Source organism: Corynebacterium massiliense DSM 45435 (assembly GCF_028609805.1).
GTDB classification, from domain to species: domain Bacteria; phylum Actinomycetota; class Actinomycetes; order Mycobacteriales; family Mycobacteriaceae; genus Corynebacterium; species Corynebacterium massiliense.
Genome location: NZ_CP063189.1, coordinates 599,003 through 616,962, shown reverse-complemented (window position 1 = coordinate 616,962; position 17,960 = coordinate 599,003). Strand labels below are relative to the sequence as shown.

Below are 17,960 nucleotides of genomic sequence, written 5' to 3'. Positions count from 1 at the left end.
GGGCATAGCCTCTCGGTCGGTCTTTACGCCTGCCCCAAGGTGTGTACACCCGCCCGCGCCTCGCCTGCGCCGCCAGCCCGCCGTTCGCTACAGTGACGGGGTCCATTCAGTGGCTTATGTCACTAGTTAACGTTCGTGTTGTCTCACAGAAAAGGCACAACTATGGCCGAGACTCCAAACACCACCGCTCGACCTCTCGACCGCGAGGAGGCATCCGCCGACGCCAGTTCCAACTCCGAGTCCAACTCAGGATCTGGCGGGTTCCTCAGCTGGGTAGAAAAGCTGGGCAATAAGCTCCCCGATCCCTTCTGGCTGTTCGTCATCCTCGCCGGGGTAGTCGCCGTCTCCAGCTGGATTGGCTCCACGATCGGCATGAGCGCGACCGATCCCGCCAGCGGCGATCCAGTCGAGGTGGACAACCTCCTCACCCACGACAACATCTCCAAGATGGTCACCGAGACCGTCACCAACTTCACTTCCTTCCCGCCACTGGGCGTCATCATCACGGTGATGCTGGGTGTCGCCGTAGCCGAGCAGAGCGGGTTTTTATCCGCCGTGGTGCGCGCGATGGTCTCCCGGGTGGGGCCGCGCACGCTGACCTTCGCGGTCGCCATCGCCGGCGTGACCGGCTCGGTGGCCTCCGATGCCATCTACGTCATCCTCATCCCGCTGGGTGCAATGGCGTTTAACGCGCTGGGCCGCTCCCCCATCGTCGGCGCCATGGTCGCCTTCGCCGCCTCGTCAGCCGGCTTCAACGCCTCGCTGGTGTTAAACATCACCGACCTGCTGCTGGCGGGCATTTCCACCTCCGCGGCGAACATCGTGGATCCGGACTACAGCGTCTCGCCGCTGGCAAACGTCTTCTTCGTCATCCCGTCGTCGGTGGTCCTCGCCCTCATCGTCACCGCGGTCACCGAGCTGTACGTGAACAAGAAGGCCACCGAGCTGGTCAACCACGACGAGATCAACTACGAGGAGGTGTCGTTTTCTAACGATGCCGCCTCCAGCGCCGGAGACGAAGATGACGACGACGATGAAGAGGAAGCCCTCGAACTCTCCGACCGCGAGAAGAAGGGCATGTGGTGGGCCGTCGCCGCGCTGGGCATCTTCCTGGCCGTCTACATTGTGCTGCTGTTCTGGCCCGCCTCCCCGCTCGCCAGCGAGGCCGGAGCGATGGAGTCACCGCTCATTGAGCACATCGAGGTGCCCATCGCCCTGGCGTTCCTGCTCGCCGGCGTGGTTTACGGCGTCATCACCCGCAGCATCAGTGAGGCCACCGACGTTCCGGACTTCATGGCGCGCGGACTAAAGACTCTCATCCCCACGCTCGTGCTGTTCTTTGCGGCCTCGCAGTTCCTCGCCTGGTTCGAGTGGTCGAACCTGGGCTCGTGGACCGCTATCCAGGGCTCAAACCTGTTGCAGACGATCAACCTGCCCAAGCCGCTTTTGTTCTTGTTCTTCGTGTGCATCGTCGCGGTGCTCAACCTGTTCATCACGTCCGGGTCCGCGCAGTGGGCGTTAGTCGCGCCCGTCGTAGTGCCGATGATGATGTACGTGGGCACCTCCCCGGAGGTCACCCAGATGCTGTTCCGCTTGGGCGATTCGCCGACGAACATCATCACCCCGATGTCGCCCTACTTCGCCCTCGCCCTGACGTTCCTGCAGCGCTATTACCGCCGCGCCGGCGTGGGCACGCTGATGTCACTGTCCCTGCCGTATGCGATCTGGATGCTCATCGGCTGGTTCGTTTTCTTCCTGGTGTGGTACTTCCTGGGCATCCCGCTGGGGCCCGGCGCGCCCATGGACTACCCAGCCAACTAGCCGGCCCCGGGCGAACCTTCCTTTTAGGATTCGCTCTGGGCCATGCGCCAGCGAATGCCGGCATCGATAAGCCCGTCCAGGTCCCCGTCCAACACCTTGGACGGGTCCCCCACCTCGTAGTCGGTGCGCAGATCTTTGACCATCTGGTACGGGTGCAGCACGTACGAGCGCATCTGATTGCCCCAGGAGGCGTTGCCGCCGGCGCCCAGCGCGTCGAGTTCCGCCTTTTCTTCCTGGCGCTTGCGCTCCAAAAGCTTTGCCTGCAGCACCCGCATGGCCGCCGCCTTGTTTTGAATCTGCGACTTCTCGTTCTGACAGGTCACCACGATGCCGGTAGGCAGGTGGGTCAGCCGCACCGCAGAGTCAGTCGTGTTGACCGACTGCCCGCCCGGACCGGACGAGCGGTAGACATCCACGCGCACATCGTTATCCGGCACCTCAATGGAGTCGCTCTGCTCCACCACGGGCAGCACCTCTACCTCCGCGAACGAGGTCTGGCGCCGCGCCTGGTGGTCGAAGGGGGAAATGCGCACCAAGCGGTGGGCGCCCTGCTCGACGGACAGGGTGCCGTACATGTACTCACCGTGGACGACGAAGGTGGCCGACTTGATGCCGGCCTCTTCCGCGTAGGAGACGTCGTAGACGTCGACCTTGTGGCCGTTCTTTTCCGCCCAGCGGGTGTACATGCGCATGAGCATTTCGGCCCAGTCCGCGGCATCGACGCCGCCGGCGCCCGAGCGGATGTTGATGACGGCCTCGCGGTCGTCGTACTCGCCGGAGAGCATCGTGGTCACCTCTAGGGCACTGATAGCCTCGGCGAGCTCGCCGCGCTCGGCATCGGCCAGGCTGGTGTCCCCCTCTTCCTCCGCGAGCTCGTACATCACCGGCAGGTCCTCGAGCCGCTGGCGCAACTCCCGCACCTTGCGCAGCTTTGCCTGCACGTTGGACAGCTCGGTGGTCACCTGCTGGGCGTGGTCCGGGTCGTCCCACAGGGATGGCTCGGCCGCCTTTTCCTCCAGCTCCCGGGCCCGCGCGTCCATGTCGTCTAAGTCCATGACCTTCTCGATGTTGGACAGGGTCTGCCGCAGGTCCTGGATCCGCGCGTTGGTCTCGGGTTGCATAGCCCCGCATTTTAACCGAGGCCACCCGCGGCCTCCCAAGCTGTCCGAGCGCCGTTGCTTGGCGATGCCCCGCTTTTCGATGCCCCTCCCCAACCGGAGCCTTTCCTGTATCCCGGCCTCCTCCCCTCCCCATGATTCGCGTCCGCCGGATAAAGCGGTCACAATGGTGCGCATGAGTAGGGAGCCGAACCTCGCTGAGATGATCGATGCGTTTGCGAAGACTTTCACCGCCGCGCATCCCGACATCACCGATGCGCACCTGGCGCAGAAGCTCGTGTTCAATGCCGGCCGTCTCGCGTGGCGGAACCGGGAGCAGGGCCTGGAGGTAGACCAGAAGACCTCCGTGTCCGACGTGGTGACCCAGGCTGACCGCGCCATGGAGCACTTCGTGGCCACGGTGCTGGAAAATCTGCGCCCTGACGATGGCATCGTCGGCGAGGAGGGCGCAGCCCGAGAATCGAAGTCCGGCCGCCAGTGGGTCATTGACCCGGTCGACGGGACTTACAACTTCTCCTCCGGCTCCGACTACTGGTGCTCGGCGCTGGCGCTTACCGATGCCCAGGGGGTCAACCTCGGCGCCGTCCACCGCCCCGCCATGGGATACACGTGGTTCGGCGGCCGCGACCACGCCACCACCCTGGACGGCCGCGAGGTAGAAAAACTGACCCCGGCCGGCCCGGAGACGCTTTCGCTGGCGACGTACCTGCACCCCTCCTCCATCGCGGACGACGACGTCCGCGCGGCGTGGCAGAAGGTCGCCGGTCAGTTCGCCACCGTGCGCATGCTCGGGGCGGGCTCTGTCGATCTCGCCTCCGTCGCCTGCGGCACCTGGGGTGCGTGGATGCAGCACTCGGTCGCTGACTGGGACTGGTTCCCGGGCAAGGCGCTCGTGGAGGCCGCCGGCGGCGCGGCCCGCAAGGTCACCGCCGGCGGCGTGGAGTGGTGCATCGCCGGCAACCCGCAAGTCGTCGACCGCATGGAAGAGCTGTTAGATGGCTAGCTACAAAGACGATCTCTGCTACGCCTTAGAGCTGGCCGGCCACGCCGATGCGCTCACCATGCACCGCTTCGAAGCCGCCGACCTGTCGGTAAATAAAAAGCCTGACATGTCGCCGGTGACCGACGCCGACATCGCCTGCGAGAAGTTCATGCGCGACGACATCGCCGCCTACTCCCCCGGCGATGAGATCCTCGGCGAGGAATTCGGTGGCGAGCCCGCCTTCAGCGGCCGCCAGTGGGTCATCGATCCCATCGACGGCACGAAAAACTTTGTGCGCGGCGTTCCGGTGTGGGCCACGCTCATCGCACTGTTAGAGGACGGGGAGCCGGTCGTCGGCGTAGTCTCCGCACCGGCGCTGCGCCGCCGCTGGTACGCCTCCAAGGACGGCGGCGCCTACCGCATCTTTGGCGGTGCGCCGAAGCAACTCGAGGTGTCCCAGGTGGCAAAGCTTGCCGATGCTTCCCTGGCCATCTCCTCGCTCAGCAGCTGGGCGCTGCGCGGCAAGCGCAACGACTTGGTCGAGCTGACCGACAAAACGTGGCGCCTGCGCGGGTACGGCGACTTTTGGAACTACTGCCTCGTGGCCGAGGGCGCGGTCGACATCGCCGCCGAGCCGGAGGTCTCCCCCTGGGACCTGCCGGCCCCATCGCTCATCGTCACCGAGGCCGGCGGCACCTTCACCAACCTGCAGGGCAAGCCCAGCCCGCAGGGCGGGGAGAAGGGCGCGATCGCCACCAACGGCATTCTGCACCGCGACGCGCTGAAGTTCCTCCGAGTGGAATAAAGAGAGCGGGGGGCGCGCTACCAGCCGCGCTCTGCCAGGCGGTGCGGGGCCGGCAGATCCTCGACGTTGATACCGACCATTGCCTCGCCCAGCCCGCGGGATACGCGTGCGATGACGGACGGATCCTCGTAGTTCTTCACGGCCTCCACGATGGCCTTGGCGCGCTTTTCCGGGTTACCGGACTTGAAGATGCCGGAGCCGACGAACACGCCGTCGGAGCCGAGCTGCATGACCATGGCGGCATCGGCAGGCGTGCTCACACCACCCGCAGTCAGGAGCGGCACCGGCAGTGTGCCGTTTTCGGCCACGTAGCGGACGAGCTCGAACGGCGCCTGCAGCTCCTTGGCTGCGACGTAGAGCTCGTCGCCCTGCAGGCCGGTCAGGCGGCGGATCTCCGCGGTAATTGCACGGATGTGGGTGACGGCCTGGGAGACATCGCCAGTGCCGGCCTCGCCCTTGGAGCGGATCATGGCTGCGCCCTCGTTGATGCGGCGCAGCGCCTCGCCGAGGTTCGTCGCGCCGCACACAAACGGGGTGTCAAAGCCCCACTTGTCGATGTGGTTGGCAAAGTCCGCCGGGCTAAGCACCTCGGACTCGTCGACGAAGTCCACGCCGATGGCCTCAAGCACCTGTGCTTCGACGAAGTGGCCAATGCGCGCCTTGGCCATGACCGGGATGTCCACGGCCTCGATGATGCCGTCGATCATGTCCGGATCGGACGCGCGGGAAATGCCACCCTGGGCGCGGATATCCGCGGGCACGCGCTCGAGCGCCATGACCGCACACGCGCCGGCCTCCTCGGCCACCTTCGCCTGCTCCGGAGTCACCACGTCCATGATGACGCCGCCGACGAACTGGTCAGCCAGCCCCTGCTTCGCGCGAATCTCGACGTTCTCGTGTGCGTTCTCGGACATGGAATCCACCTTTCTGCTGGGCGTATTAGGACAGGCAACTCTTTGCCCGCCCCGCTAGCAACGTGTACGAATTTACCGCGCTCGCCCACCAGTTTCGGCATTTTCCGGGCGTTTAATTCGCTGTACGGTTAACGCACAACCTACAGTTCTCGGCGCTTCAGAACCGCCACCGCAGCGGAAAGCAACACAGCGGTAAAGACCAGCGCGCTCAGCAACGGCCACGGGCTCTCCCACGGCTTACCTGCAACCAGTTCTGAGGCCTGCGCGCCAAGCCCCGCCGGAGACCACCGGGCCGCGGGCGGCCAGAGACCGACCACGCTCAAACACAGCACCGCGGCAATGGCGCTGGCAGCCGCCCCCACCGGGGAAAAGGTCATCGCTCCTACCACCGCAGCGATGCTGGCGATGAAAGCGAATCCGGCAAACGAGAGCGCGCTGGCCGCTGCCAACCTCTCCAGGTTTACTTCGCCGTAAAGCAGGCGCGTCACCACTGCATTCGTCGCCGTCGCGCTTGCCAGCAGCGCACCGGCCACTCCGAGCAGTGCCATCATTTTGGAGACTATGAAAGCGCCACGCGTGACACCACGGGTGAGGGTAAACAAGTACGGTCCCTCATGGAATTCGCTGGCGAAAACCGAGCCAGCTACCAAACTGACGGCCAGAGCCACGGTTTGCTGCAAGTCGTTTACCCACTGCGCGTGCGCGCTGACGAATGTCACTGCATCCGGCTGTGACATCGGCACGGGCACCGAGGCCCCACCCTCACCGCCCAGGCTTGGGCTACCAAAAGCGGCAATTAACTCGCCCATGTATTTGGCCAGCAACGGCCCGGTCAGCGCGGTGAACACGAACGCCAGCCCCAACACCCACCCGCGCCAGGTCCGCACGATTTCTTGCACATCTTTAGCTAGCACCACGGTCATGCGACTGCCCTCCCGGTAAGTTCCACAAACGCGTCCTCCAACGAACGCCGGCGCGGTGCCACCCGCTCCACCTGCCACCCTGCAGAGGCGAGATCGCGGCGCAGCTTTTCTGCGTCAACCGACCGCTGCGCAGTTACTTCCTCCCCGTCTGCGCCGCCTGCTGCGACGCGTACATCGAATCCCACAGCAGGCATCTGAGTGAGGTCGGCGACCGTGGACTCTGTTACCAAACTGCCACCGTGGAGGATGCCTACCCGGTCGCAGACGCGGGCGGCATCGTCAAGCAAATGCGTGGAGAAAAGCACGGTTGCCTGTCCTTTGAGCGCGGAAATCATGTCGAGGACGTCGCGTCGCCCCAACGGGTCCAAGGCGGAGGTCGGCTCGTCCAGGATCAGCAGATCAGGGGCACAGATAAGCGCCTGCGCCATGCCCAAACGCTGGCGCATGCCGCGGGAGAAGTCCATTATCTTCTGCGCGGTGCCGGAAAGCTGGGACAGCTCGAGCATGAGATCGACGCGTTCATCCAGCAACTTTCCATTCAACCCGCCGAGCCGCCCGCAGTAGCGCAGGAATTCGTCCGCGCGCGTCCACGGGTGATATTGCGGTACGTCTGGGAGAAACCCCACGGCGCGGGCCTGCGACTGCACGATGCCGGCGTCATGCGCGCTCAATCCGAGGATGATCTTGATAGCGGTAGTCTTCCCGGCCCCGTTGCGGCCCAGGAACCCGTAGACCTCGCCGCGGCGCACCGTCAGATTCAACCCGGCCAGCACCTCTTTGCTGCCGAAAGATTTCCGCAAACCCCGCGTTGTTAAAAGGGCTTCGTTCATCTTTTACCCTCCCCGTAGAGCCGGTCAATAGTCTCCCGCGTTTTAGAGGATCCATGTTCTTTCCGCCCGGTGCCTCCCACCGAATAGCGCCGCCGGCCAGCGGTGAAGAACGCGACTGGACCCGCGATGTTTGCTAGTACGATGACTACCATCCACGTTGTCCTTGAGCAGTGGCGCAGCCGATCGTCTGGGGTGTGGTGCAGCGTCCACAACGCTACGACAGCGAGAATGAGTTGTAGCGCAACCGCGGCGCCGATAATCGCCCACAGAGTGGGGCTTACCGTTCGCAGGCCGGATAGATCAGTGTGTACTCCCATGCCCAGTCACCCCCTGGGCGCGCCATAGCCGGCGTATCCCGCTCAGGCGGGGTGCCACCTCAATAAGCGCCGCTGCCACCACCGCGACGACCCCGCCGATGGAATCGCGCGCCCACGTTCGCCGGGGATCATTCTTCTTCCCCACACGAGCGCACAGGCTGGTTAGACCAGCGCCGCCTAGCAGGGTTCCTACCGCCGATGTGTTTAACAGGTCTTCCCGGTCGCCGCGCTTAGCGGCGTGCGCGGTTATTACAGCCAGCGCGCCGCTGATGCCCAGATTGGCGACCATACCGCCGCGGCTAGGCTGAAAACGTTCGCGCTGTGCGGGCAATTCTTCCCACTGGGACACTAACGTGACAGCTTGAGCCACGGTAAGAACGGCTGGGACCGCAGAGATGACGCGGATCACCGGAGCCGGGATCGAGCTCAGAGTGTCTACATCTTCGTCATCTGGACGTATGAGCCCTAGCCGGACCGCGAGTGCGCCAAAGTTTACGGACCACCCGATTCCCAGAAGGTGCGGTTGTAACACACGGGGATCTTCCGGGTTCCAGATACGATTCCGACCATGCCGCAGAAATAACCCCCACGGCGCAGTATCAGTGTTTTCTTCTTCCGCCGCGCCTGCGACTTCGTGTGCCACCTCCGTCGCATAGTCCTGAGGTAATCCCAATTCTGCTTCGAGATCGACACCGTCCTCCGCCAGTTCTGACAGCAGTGCTTGTTGAACGGAGATCACTTCTTCTACCACTGCCTCGTCGACCCCTGAAGCGGACATCTGGGCAGCAACAGCACCCACGTACGTGTCAACGAGCTCATTATTCTGGTTGGTCATTTCTTATTTCTTTCCCTCCGCGAGTAGTGCACTCATGTCATCAGTAAGTTGCTGGAAATCAGTGAGCAACTGATCACGCAGCTCGTACCCCGCCGCGGTCAGCGAGTAATACTTCCGTGGCGGACCCTTCGGCGATTCCTCCCAGCGGCTGCGCACCACTTCCTTTGCGGTCAGGCGACTTAGAAGCGGGTAGACGGTGCCGGTAGTAGCAACGAGCCCGGGGTATTCGGCGAGGCGTTCCAGCAGGGCCGCCCCGTACAGCTCTTCTCTGTCTAACAAGGTCAAAATGGCCAGCTCTAGCGCTCCCTTGCGAAGCTGGGTCGGCTTTTGCCGCGGTGCCACAACACCTCCCAGTTGGTACTTTGCATTACAAGGTTAAAACTATCCCAACATACCTTGCATTGCAAGGTATTGCGGTTCCACACTTTCTCAAAAAGCGCCGCCGAGACGGGTCTCATCCCCTCCCCCGGCGGCGGCGCCGCCGTAACATTTGCCCGGTTATGCCTTCTGCGTCTGCAGTTTCTTCAGCGTCGCCTGCACGGCGGCAGCGCGATCCGCTTCCTCCTCCGGGGTGAGCTTGGTGAAGTCCCGCTCCTCCGGTAGCTGGAAACCGGCGCCCACGCCGCCCTGCGTGTTGAGCTGGTTGACCACGTCTTCGGCGTTGACCACAAACGTCGGCGAGTGGAAATCGCCCTGCAGCGGGGTGCGGCAGTCGAAGTCACGGATGAGCCCCCCGTTGACCATGCCGACAAGCTTGCCGTCTTTCATCACCGGCGCGCCGGAGTCACCCGGCATCGCGCACAGCTGCGCCAACTGCATGGTGTTTGTGTTAGCGATGGTCGTGCCGGTCGTCTCGTTGCTGGCCACACCCTTCTTGGTGATCTTCTCCCCCGGCTGCGACGGCGCGCCGAAATCATCGATGGTCACACCGTTATAGGAGCGGGTGACCTCCGCGTTGGAACCGAGTTCCACGACGGAGAAATCCAGGGCATCGTTACGCACCGCCACGGTGCCGCTGGGGCCTACCTGCGGCGAGTCCATGGACACGACGTTGTCACCCACGTTGCCGCAGTGGCCGGCGGTCAGGCCCACCTTGCGGCCGGCGGCATCGTTACCCGCGGCGGCCATGGTGCAGATCATGTCGTCACCGACGAAGACCGGGGTGCCCGGCCCGTACAGGGACTTACCCTGCGCCTGGACGATGCCGGACTCCACCGGCGCCTCCGGGGCGTCGAAGTAGGAATCCGGCACGCGGTTGAGCACGTACTCCGCGTCCGGCTTGCCCGCCATGAACTTGGAAAAGCCGTCGTTGCGCCAGCGGTAGTACGGGTCGGCGTTCATCGGGCGGAACTCCGGCTGGGTGGCCTCCCGCGCGAGGAACTTCACCGCGCCCTTTGGGTCCTTCTGTGCGTTGTCCCAGAACCACTGCGCCTGCGCAAGCGGGTCCGGCTGCGCCGGGGCGGCGACGGCCTTACCGGCCGCGGACTTACCGGCGTCCGAGTTATCAGCCTTTGGGTTTGCGGCGGCTGGGTTTGCGGCGGCTGGGTCGTCGGCCTGGTTGGCACCGGCCGGCGCTGCGCCCGCCTGGTCGCTACCGTTCTGCGCACCCGCTGCCGCCTCCGGCGCCTGGCTCGCGTACGGGTCCTGCTCGTCCAGGTCGAGCGTCTCAGTGTTCAGGTTGGCAGACGTATCGCTGGACGCGAACGGCTTCGGAATCTTCGTACCGGTCGCCTCGGCGGCCTCTTCTGCTACGGAACGGGCGATGTCCTGGCTGCTCTCGCGCGCAGACAGTGCCGGGTCGAGGGTGGCCGGTGCGGCATCGTCAGGCCCCACGGCCCCTGGAACCACGTCCTTGACCGCACTATCCACCGAGTCGGTCACCGCCGGATCCACCTCGGGCGTTTGGATCCCCCACTGCGCCAGATCGGAGCGGATGCCATTGACAAACCCAGCGGAATCCACGACCGGACTCGGCACTTCCTGGGCTCCTGCGGCGGGCGCGAACCAGAACGCAGCCCCCGCAAAACCTGATCCGACCAGCACCTTCCCCAGGCGCGACATGCGCGGCATTGAAACCTCTTTCTCTCTCACATCGTGCTGCCAATTCGGCTACTTCAGCCACAGTCAGCAACTAGAGTCTCACGCGAAGCCGCGTTAGCGGGAACGCTTCAGACGATTGTTTCCGAGCCGTTATCGTTCCCACAGACTGCCGGGTACCATCACCGCCATGTCTTCAAAGGCCTCCCCGATTTACGTGTCCGCCGTCGTCTTCCGCAATGCCCGCGGGGAGGTACTGTGCGTGCGCAAGCGCGGCACGGCCGCCTTCATGTTCCCCGGCGGGAAGCCGGAGGAAGGCGAAAGCCCCCAGCAGGCAGCGGTCCGCGAGGTGGCCGAGGAGCTCGGTATGGCAGTCCCCGCGGATTCGCTCGCGCTTATCGATGCCTACCTCGCCCCCGCCGCCAACGAAGCCGGGCGCGACGTCCACGCGACGGTCTTTGCCTCCGACCACCACATTGACCAGGCAGACATCCAGCTGACCGCGGAGATCGAAGAGTACGCGTGGGTGGATCCTTACCCGCACGCAAATAGGTCTGTGGCGTTGGCTCCCCTGCTTACAGAGCACGTCTTCCCGCGCCTTACCCAGCGCTGAGACCTGTGGGGCTTGTGGGCGGTGGGGCTCGGTATGCCTCCTGAATTTTGCGATCCGCGCCACTAAGCTTTCTCCAAGAGAAGCTAACCGTGCGTGTGACGAACCGAAAGGCGTGACAATGGCTAAGTCACAAGACCCCTACAACGGCTCGGGTGATTCTTACTCCCGCTACCCGGAAACGAGCGCGTGGGCCACTCCGAGCAACGGGCAGTCGGGCTTTGCAGAAACCCGCGCGTACCCGTCGGCATCGGCGTCCCAGTCGACCCCGTCTAACGAGCAGGTCTTTCCCACCCAGAGCTATCAGAGCCAGGGGTATTCCAACCAGGGATACTCAAACCAGGGATTCGCCCAGCCACAGCAAGGGAATCCCCAGCAGGGTTACTCCCAGCAGAACTACGGGCAACAGGCGTATTACGAGTCCGGCAGCTACGAGCCCGCATACGAGGACGGTGCCCGAAAGTCCCGCACGCCCGGTTGGCTCTGGGCCCTTATTACCCTGCTGACCCTCGGCATCCTCGCCACGGCTGTCGCGCTTTTCGGGGTAACCCAAGGATGGTTCGGCGGATCCGGGTCTGGTTCCGGTGCCGGTGCCGGATCCGACTCCGAGGAAAATGGCGCCGGCTCTGACGAAATCGTGACCGTCACGTCGACCGCAGATGAAGCGGCCGGCGACGACGCGGATAACAACGAAGGCGCCGGCGCCACTGTGGAGAAGAAGGATCCAGAACCGGAGAAAGAACCGAAGCGTTCCTTCTCCAACGCCTGGGCCGAGCCCGGCACTCCGACCAGTGGCCCGTTTGTCGATTCGGTGCGCGATGCCTACATCTCGAACTACAACGCCACCGGCGACGTCAACGCGACCATCGGGGCCTACAGCCCGGTGACCGGCACGACCTACACGATGCACTGCAGCGACCAGGGCAGCTTCGTGCGGTGCAGCGGCGGCAACCATGCGGTAGTCAACATTTCTTAGGCTGCCCGCCCTCACTCCCGCCTTACCTACCCCCCCTTCGCTTACCGCCCACCCCCTATCAACCCCGGCCGGAATACGCTTTAGCGCTGGTACGGTTGTTGATAAAACAACGCCTCTTAGAGAAAAGGAGTACCTACACAGTCATGGGTATTTTCAAGTCTGCTGCTAAGTCCGGCTTCTCCCTGAAGAAGGACAAGGAAGTGTCCAAGGGCCGCACCAAGCTCGCCTCCACCCTGCTGCGTCTGCCGGTTGGCCTATTCGTGGTGAACTCGGGCATCAACAAGCTCGGCCTCAAGGGCGAGGGGGCCGAGGGCCTGCAGGGCATGGCCGCCACCGGCATCCCGGCCGTCAACGAGCTCGACGCGGATACCTTCGCTAAGGCCATCGCCTACTCCGAGATCGGCATCGGCTCCGCTCTTATCGCCCCGTTCATCCCGAACCGCCTCGCGGGCCTCGTGCTGACCACCTTCGGTTCCGGACTGCTCACCATGTACTTCGGCAACGATGAGAACACCGAAGACGACGGCATCCGCCCGTCCCAGAAGGGCCTCCCGCTGGCTAAGGATTCCTGGCTCGTTGCCATCGGCGCCGCCCTGATGGCGCTGCCGAACCAGAAGTAACACGCGCTTCCACTTACTTTCGTAGCCGTCTCGCCGCTCTCGGCGGGGCGGCTACAGTCGTATTCCGTGCCAATGCCACCACGCTCGACCCGCCTGCTGTCAGCTGTCTTGGTTGCCGGCGGCGTGGCGCTCACAGCCGTCGAGGCGTCTGCCGCCGCCTCCCTCGCCGCCCGCCTCGCGCCCGTTCTCGCATTTGTGGCGGCGCTGTCCGTGGTGGTCAACATCGCGAGCCAACTGGGCGTGTTCCACGTGGTTGCTGGGGGCATCGACAGGCTCACGCCCAGCGCGTGCGGCTCGGCAGTTGCGGCCAGCTGGGTAGTGGTTCTTACCGCCGCCGCGACCATCTTCTTGTCCCTCGATACCGCGGCGCTTTTGGTCACTCCCCTGGCGGTCCTCGTCGCGCGCCGGCATCGTTTGCCCGTGCTCCCCATGGCGCTGGCCGTCGTCTGGGTAGCCAATATCGGATCGCTGCTTCTCCCCGTGTCGAATCTGACCAATCTGCTCGCTGAGGGCGGCGGGTACTTCTCCTCCACCGCCGACTTCTTTACCCAGGCGCACCGAGTGGGCTTTGCCGCGCTCGCCGTTGCGCTCGTCGCTGTAGGTGCGGCGTTTGCGGCCTCCCGCGGGCGGGTGACGAGCGGGGCATCGATGAGTGGCGCGGCGATAAGCGGGGCATCGTCACGCAGCGCCCGCTGGGCGCTCGTCATCTTGGCGGTGCTCATCCCAGCACTTTTCCTGCCGGTCCCCTACTGGGTGCCCGCGGGCGCGGCGGCCGGGTTGATGGCGCTGGTCTGCTGGGCCGGCGGGCCGGATGAACGGCAGGCGCTGCGCTGGTCCCTTATCCCGTGGAACTCGCTGCTGCTGACAGCCGCGATGTCGGTACTGGCGACGTTAGCGATCACCCTGGTAGGAGCGGAGCACCTCCGCGCGCTCATCCCCGCCACCGGGGGCGCGCGGCTCTTCGCGGTCGGCGGGCTCGGCGCGGTGAGCGCAAACGTGCTGAACAACCTGCCGGCATACTTCCTCGTGGAGCCAGCCGCGGAGGATGTACGCGGAGCCCTCGCGCTTTTGGTTGGGGTGAATGCGGGGGCCATCGTCACGCCGTGGGCCTCGCTGGCCACCCTGCTGTGGCACGACCAACTCGCCCGTTCCGGGGTGACGGTGCGCTGGAGCAGCTACGTAATGTACGGGCTTATGCTCGCGCCGTTCGCGGTGGGACTGCCGATAGCCGCATTGCTGTAGCGGGCCCATTCGACTATCTGGGGACCACTCACATCTACCCGGCGCGAGAAAACGGCCATTTTCAGCCGTTTCGGCGCACGTCTGCTCGCAAAATTCCCGGGAGCTCGCGATAGTTGACGCGTCTTGCAGTGTAGCCCCGGTACTGCCGCACCGGTGCGTACACTGTGGGGCCATGGCGAAGGATAAGAATCCCGAAAAGACCCCAGGCGGCAGCTCCGTCAAGGACGGCGAGCTCTACGAGCGCCTGCGCGAGGAGGGCAACTCCAAGTCGAAATCGGCGGCGATAGCGAACGCCGCCGCCAATTCCTCCCGGAAGGAAGTCGGCGAAAAAGGCGGCAGTGCCGAGTCGTACGACGAATGGACCAAAGACGAGCTCTACGAGCGCGCCCAGGAGCTCGACATCGACGGCCGGTCGGAGATGAGCAAGGACGAACTCATCACGGCCCTGCGCGACAACTAACCTCGCGACAGTTAAGTCAAGGAGAACATTCCATGACGCACTCTGCTTCCTCCGACAACCAGTCCACGAAGGTCTTCGAGGCCACCTTCTACACCCCGGGTGCAAAGGGATATACCGACTATCCGTTCACTCCGTAAATCGGAGGTGCTCCCCCGGTCCATGACAATTGTCATGCCGAAGTCGTGACAAGCGGCCCACACCCCAGCGGCGCGTTAGCGGTGTACTAGCCACATGCTTGAAGTACACCACGTAACCAAGAGATTCGGCGCGGTCACCGCGCTCGATGACGTCAGCTTCGATATCGGCGGCGGTGAGGTTGTCGCTCTGCTCGGCCGCAACGGCGCGGGCAAGACCACGCTGACCGACCTTGTGCTCGGTCTGACAGAACCGACCGCGGGCACCGTCACCGTCGCCGACACAAGCCCACGTGAAGCGGTGCGCAGCGCCCGCATTGGCGCGGTGCTGCAAACCGGCGGGCTACTGCCCGACCTCACCGTAAAAGACACGGTCGCACTCCTTGCGGCAACGCACCGCGATCCCCTACCTGTCGGCGAGGTACTCGCGCGCGCCGACCTCACCCGGCTAGCTGGGCGGAAAGTCGGCGCGTGTTCCGGCGGTGAGCAGCAACGGGTGCGCCTAGCCGCCGCGCTGTTAGGCAGGCCCGACTTCCTGATCCTCGACGAGCCCACCACCGGCATGGATCCGGCCTCCCGGCGCGAGTTTTGGGAGTCGATGCGCAAGCAGGCGCGCGACGGGCGCACCATCATGTTCTCCACGCACTACTTGGAAGAAGCCGAGGACTTCGCCGATCGCTTCCTCGTGCTCAAGCAAGGCTCACTCATCGTCGATGAGCCGGCAGACGCGTTCTTAGAGCGCGCCGACAAACTCTCCACGTCACGTTCCCGTTCTGCACTCGAAGAGACCTTCCAGGAGTTGACCAAGTGAATACCGCCGAGTTTTGCCTGCGCAACGTAAAACACGCCCTGACCAATCGCACGGCTCTGTTTTTCCACATCGTCTTCCCGCTGTTTATGTATGTCTTCATCGGGGTCATCCTCTTAAATGAGGACGAAGACGCGGGAGGTTTTAGTGCCCGGGCCTATATCGCGGTCGTCATGGCGCTTTTCGGCGCGCTCATGGCGGCGGTGTCTACCTCCGCGACCATCGTCACCGAGCAGCGCACTGGGTGGGACCGCCAACTGGCTCTGACCCCGCTGCGCCCGTGGCAGCTGGCGCTCTCCCGCGGCGCGGTGACCACCGCTCAAACAGTTCTGCCCGTCGCCGCGGTCTACATCGTCGCCGCATTCACCGGTGCCCACATGACTGCTGGGCAGTGGGTGCTCACCTTCCTCGCGTGCGTTGTCACCGCCCTGCCGTTCGGCTTCTACGGCACCGTTATGGCGCAGCTTATAAAGACCGATAAAGCAACCGGTATCGCTTCGGCGTCGGTTGCGGTCCTCATGTTCGTCGCGGGCGCGTTTACCCCGCTGACCGAAGCGGCGTTGCGCTACGCCCGCTTCACCCCGCTGTACGGCCCGGTGCAGATTGCCCACTACCCGTTGGCAGAAGGGCGCATCGTCACGCAAGAGGCCAGCGTCGTGCACCCGCTGTGGTGGGCGGTGGCAAGTATCGTGGCGTGGACAGCGATTTTCGTCGGCGCCAGCGCGCTTTTGGATAACCGGGAGAAGGGTCGTGTCTAAGGCGAAGTTCCACACCAACCGCGCCGTAACGGCGGCGTTCTGGCTCCCGTTCCTGCTGGGGATCGCAGCGCCCATCGTTGCGGGAAGTAGCTCCCACGCGGAAACGGTCGCGGGCCTTACGCTCGTCGCCATCTTCGGCATCGCGGACATCCTCGCGCTCGGGTACGTCGACTCCGTCGCGCGTGGCGGCGCGGCGACCAGCTGGCTGTTCTGGCTCCTAGTGTTCGGCATCATCGCGGTCGCCATCTACTGCGTTTCGGGGCCCGCCGCGCTCGGCCTTTTGCCCTATTTCGCCGCCCTCATCGGGTCTTCTGCCCCGCCCCGCACGGCCGCGCTGACGATGGGCGGCATCCTCATTTTCTGCGCACTCGTCCCGCTCGTTGACCGCTCGCCGGAGGCGTGGGTCAGCTACGCGACAATGGTGGCGGTGTGCGTGCTGGTAGGCACCGGAGTGGGCAGGCAGCGCGCCCGCGACGAGCGGCAGGAACTGGCCAGCGAACTGGCCTTGGCGCACCAGCGCGAACGCATCTACCGCGACGTCCACGATCTGCTGGGGCATTCGCTAACCGTTATCAACCTGCAGGCCTCCCTCGCCCGCACGCGCGCCGACGAGCCGGAGGTGCGCGAGCAGCTGGACTCCATCGTGGAGACGTCCCGCACCGCGCTTGACGATGTCCGCCGCGCCGTCCGCCAGACCCACGCGCCGTCGTTCGCGGCGGAGCTCGACCGGGCATGCGCCGCACTGTCCACGGCCGGCATCGTCGTCCGCACCGACGTGCGCGACCCCATCGAGTCGCCGCTTCTCGGGTGGGTTTTACGGGAGGCGGTAACTAACGTCATCCGCCATTCCGGGGCCGGGACCTGCACCATCGCAGCCCGCCCGGGGAAGCTGCGCGTGACTGACGATGGCCGCGGCCTTCCCGCCGGCGCCCGCCTGCGCACGATTTCACAGCGTGTCGATGCCGCCGGCGCGGTGCTAGAGGTCGGTCCGGCTGCAGATGACGTTGCGGTGACAGACGGCGCTGCAGCAGGCCGCGGGACGACAGTGGAGGTATTCGAGCGTGACTGACGGGTATTCGCAGACTGGCCCGATCCGGGTACTCCTCGCCGACGACCAAGCACTGGTCCTCGGGGCACTGGCGGCGCTGCTTAACCAGGAGTCGGACATCGAGGTGCTCGCCACGTTCACCGACGCGGCCGAGGTCGCCTCGGCGGTGCGTTCGCTGCGCCCCGATGTGGCGCTGCTCGACATCGAGATGCCCGGCCGCGACGGCATCGACATCACCGCAGAAGTATCCGCCCACTGCCGCGTGCTTATCGTCACCACGTTCGGCCGCCCCGGTTACCTGCGCCGCGCCCTCGACGCCGGCGCGAGCGGCTTCGTGGTCAAAGACACCCCGCCGGACCAGCTTGCCGATGCCATCCGCCGCACCCACGCCGGCCTGCGCGTCGTCGACCCACAAGTCGCGGAAGACTCTCTGTTCACCCCGCCGTCCCCGCTGACCGGCCGCGAGGCAGAGATCGCCCGAGAGGTGCTGGCAGGTCACGGCCCGCGGGACATCGCCAAGCACCTGTACCTCTCGCCCGGCACGGTGCGCAACCACCTCTCGTCCATGATGGCGAAGACAGGCGCGGCCAACCGGTTCGCCGCCGCGCGGGTGGCAGAGGCAAACGGCTGGATTTAGCTCGAGCGCTTGCTAGCCGCCGGAGGCACGTGCCCCGGGTGCGGGCAGGTCTAGCTGGGTACAAAACGAAAAATGTCCCCTTGGC

Annotated in this window: 19 protein-coding genes; 12 read left to right on the top strand and 7 right to left on the bottom strand. The window is 64.8% G+C overall.

The genetic code is table 11. The annotated features are described in order from the left end of the window. Nucleotides 1–162 precede the first annotated feature (162 nt). Nucleotides 163–1,821 (top strand): AbgT family transporter, encoded by a 1,659-nt coding sequence (locus CMASS_RS02960; protein ID WP_022863649.1) that lies wholly within the window; start codon nucleotides 163–165, stop codon nucleotides 1,819–1,821. A gap of 23 nt (nucleotides 1,822–1,844) precedes the next feature. Here the strand turns inward: CMASS_RS02960 and prfB are convergent, their stop codons facing one another. Then, nucleotides 1,845–2,942: a peptide chain release factor 2 gene (prfB, locus tag CMASS_RS02955; protein ID WP_022863648.1), complete on the bottom strand. Its 1,098-nt coding sequence runs from the start codon at nucleotides 2,940–2,942 to the stop codon at nucleotides 1,845–1,847. A gap of 163 nt (nucleotides 2,943–3,105) precedes the next feature. Between prfB and CMASS_RS02950 the strand changes: the two genes are divergently transcribed. Both CMASS_RS02950 and hisN read left to right on the top strand, forming a co-directional pair. Further along, complete coding sequence (locus tag CMASS_RS02950; protein ID WP_022863647.1) at nucleotides 3,106–3,942, top strand: inositol monophosphatase family protein; 837 nt, start codon at nucleotides 3,106–3,108, stop codon at nucleotides 3,940–3,942. Then, nucleotides 3,935–4,726, top strand: a complete 792-nt coding sequence (gene hisN, locus CMASS_RS02945) for a histidinol-phosphatase (RefSeq protein WP_022863646.1) — start codon at nucleotides 3,935–3,937, stop codon at nucleotides 4,724–4,726. The genes CMASS_RS02950 and hisN overlap by 8 nt, the downstream gene beginning before the upstream one ends. 17 nt (nucleotides 4,727–4,743) lie before the next feature. Here the strand turns inward: hisN and pdxS are convergent, their stop codons facing one another. From pdxS to CMASS_RS02915, 6 genes are all read right to left on the bottom strand, one after another. Beyond that, nucleotides 4,744–5,640, bottom strand: coding sequence for a pyridoxal 5'-phosphate synthase lyase subunit PdxS (gene pdxS, locus CMASS_RS02940; protein ID WP_022863645.1), 897 nt, complete (start codon nucleotides 5,638–5,640; stop codon nucleotides 4,744–4,746). A 140-nt stretch (nucleotides 5,641–5,780) separates the two neighbouring features. Beyond that, the gene (locus CMASS_RS02935; protein ID WP_022863644.1) at nucleotides 5,781–6,563 is read right to left on the bottom strand and encodes an ABC transporter permease; all 783 of its coding nucleotides are present in this window, start codon (nucleotides 6,561–6,563) and stop codon (nucleotides 5,781–5,783) included. After that, nucleotides 6,560–7,363, bottom strand: a complete 804-nt coding sequence (locus CMASS_RS02930) for an ABC transporter ATP-binding protein (RefSeq protein ID WP_169460811.1) — start codon at nucleotides 7,361–7,363, stop codon at nucleotides 6,560–6,562. The genes CMASS_RS02935 and CMASS_RS02930 overlap by 4 nt, the downstream gene beginning before the upstream one ends. 330 nt (nucleotides 7,364–7,693) lie before the next feature. Further along, complete coding sequence (locus CMASS_RS02925; protein WP_022863642.1) at nucleotides 7,694–8,545, bottom strand: DUF5808 domain-containing protein; 852 nt, start codon at nucleotides 8,543–8,545, stop codon at nucleotides 7,694–7,696. A gap of 3 nt (nucleotides 8,546–8,548) precedes the next feature. After that, the gene (locus tag CMASS_RS02920) at nucleotides 8,549–8,887 is read right to left on the bottom strand and encodes a PadR family transcriptional regulator (RefSeq protein WP_022863641.1); all 339 of its coding nucleotides are present in this window, start codon (nucleotides 8,885–8,887) and stop codon (nucleotides 8,549–8,551) included. A 156-nt stretch (nucleotides 8,888–9,043) separates the two neighbouring features. After that, nucleotides 9,044–10,606: a S1 family peptidase gene (locus CMASS_RS02915; RefSeq protein ID WP_156831823.1), complete on the bottom strand. Its 1,563-nt coding sequence runs from the start codon at nucleotides 10,604–10,606 to the stop codon at nucleotides 9,044–9,046. Nucleotides 10,607–10,772: 166 nt separating this feature from the next. On the opposite strand from CMASS_RS02915, the gene CMASS_RS02910 reads away from it, so the two are divergent. The 9 genes from CMASS_RS02910 (at nucleotide 10,773) to CMASS_RS02870 (ending at nucleotide 17,875) form a co-directional block, all read left to right on the top strand. Further along, nucleotides 10,773–11,195, top strand: a complete 423-nt coding sequence (locus tag CMASS_RS02910) for an NUDIX hydrolase (protein ID WP_022863639.1) — start codon at nucleotides 10,773–10,775, stop codon at nucleotides 11,193–11,195. Nucleotides 11,196–11,313: 118 nt separating this feature from the next. Beyond that, on the top strand, nucleotides 11,314–12,168 hold the full coding sequence (locus CMASS_RS02905; RefSeq protein ID WP_022863638.1) for a hypothetical protein: 855 nt from the start codon (nucleotides 11,314–11,316) through the stop codon (nucleotides 12,166–12,168). Nucleotides 12,169–12,311: 143 nt separating this feature from the next. Continuing rightward, nucleotides 12,312–12,788 (top strand): hypothetical protein, encoded by a 477-nt coding sequence (locus CMASS_RS02900; protein WP_022863637.1) that lies wholly within the window; start codon nucleotides 12,312–12,314, stop codon nucleotides 12,786–12,788. A 72-nt stretch (nucleotides 12,789–12,860) separates the two neighbouring features. Next, on the top strand, nucleotides 12,861–14,030 hold the full coding sequence (locus CMASS_RS02895) for an SLC13 family permease (protein WP_022863636.1): 1,170 nt from the start codon (nucleotides 12,861–12,863) through the stop codon (nucleotides 14,028–14,030). 172 nt (nucleotides 14,031–14,202) lie between these two features. Continuing rightward, nucleotides 14,203–14,490: a DUF7218 family protein gene (locus CMASS_RS02890; RefSeq protein WP_022863635.1), complete on the top strand. Its 288-nt coding sequence runs from the start codon at nucleotides 14,203–14,205 to the stop codon at nucleotides 14,488–14,490. A 231-nt stretch (nucleotides 14,491–14,721) separates the two neighbouring features. Then, nucleotides 14,722–15,435, top strand: a complete 714-nt coding sequence (locus CMASS_RS02885; RefSeq protein ID WP_022863633.1) for an ABC transporter ATP-binding protein — start codon at nucleotides 14,722–14,724, stop codon at nucleotides 15,433–15,435. Continuing rightward, entirely contained in the window at nucleotides 15,432–16,190 is a 759-nt protein-coding gene (locus CMASS_RS02880; RefSeq protein ID WP_022863632.1) for an ABC transporter permease, read from the top strand. The genes CMASS_RS02885 and CMASS_RS02880 overlap by 4 nt, the downstream gene beginning before the upstream one ends. Next, nucleotides 16,183–17,259, top strand: a complete 1,077-nt coding sequence (locus CMASS_RS02875; RefSeq protein ID WP_022863631.1) for a sensor histidine kinase — start codon at nucleotides 16,183–16,185, stop codon at nucleotides 17,257–17,259. The genes CMASS_RS02880 and CMASS_RS02875 overlap by 8 nt, the downstream gene beginning before the upstream one ends. Beyond that, a complete protein-coding gene (locus tag CMASS_RS02870; protein ID WP_022863630.1) occupies nucleotides 17,252–17,875 on the top strand; it encodes a response regulator transcription factor in 624 nt (207 codons plus the stop codon). Before CMASS_RS02875 ends, CMASS_RS02870 begins: the two co-directional genes overlap by 8 nt. Nucleotides 17,876–17,960 lie beyond the last annotated feature (85 nt).

Coding starts and splice junctions, on each gene's coding strand:
- CMASS_RS02925 (WP_022863642.1), bottom strand. CDS start 8,545: ATGACCAACCAGAATAATGAGCTCGTTGACACGTACGTGGGTGCTGTT.
- CMASS_RS02900 (WP_022863637.1), top strand. CDS start 12,312: ATGGGTATTTTCAAGTCTGCTGCTAAGTCCGGCTTCTCCCTGAAGAAG.
- CMASS_RS02890 (WP_022863635.1), top strand. CDS start 14,203: ATGGCGAAGGATAAGAATCCCGAAAAGACCCCAGGCGGCAGCTCCGTC.
- CMASS_RS02905 (WP_022863638.1), top strand. CDS start 11,314: ATGGCTAAGTCACAAGACCCCTACAACGGCTCGGGTGATTCTTACTCC.
- CMASS_RS02915 (WP_156831823.1), bottom strand. CDS start 10,606: ATGTCGCGCCTGGGGAAGGTGCTGGTCGGATCAGGTTTTGCGGGGGCT.
- CMASS_RS02885 (WP_022863633.1), top strand. CDS start 14,722: ATGCTTGAAGTACACCACGTAACCAAGAGATTCGGCGCGGTCACCGCG.
- pdxS (WP_022863645.1), bottom strand. CDS start 5,640: ATGTCCGAGAACGCACACGAGAACGTCGAGATTCGCGCGAAGCAGGGG.
- CMASS_RS02950 (WP_022863647.1), top strand. CDS start 3,106: ATGGTGCGCATGAGTAGGGAGCCGAACCTCGCTGAGATGATCGATGCG.
- CMASS_RS02910 (WP_022863639.1), top strand. CDS start 10,773: ATGTCTTCAAAGGCCTCCCCGATTTACGTGTCCGCCGTCGTCTTCCGC.
- CMASS_RS02895 (WP_022863636.1), top strand. CDS start 12,861: ATGCCACCACGCTCGACCCGCCTGCTGTCAGCTGTCTTGGTTGCCGGC.
- CMASS_RS02935 (WP_022863644.1), bottom strand. CDS start 6,563: ATGACCGTGGTGCTAGCTAAAGATGTGCAAGAAATCGTGCGGACCTGG.
- CMASS_RS02960 (WP_022863649.1), top strand. CDS start 163: ATGGCCGAGACTCCAAACACCACCGCTCGACCTCTCGACCGCGAGGAG.
- hisN (WP_022863646.1), top strand. CDS start 3,935: ATGGCTAGCTACAAAGACGATCTCTGCTACGCCTTAGAGCTGGCCGGC.
- prfB (WP_022863648.1), bottom strand. CDS start 2,942: ATGCAACCCGAGACCAACGCGCGGATCCAGGACCTGCGGCAGACCCTG.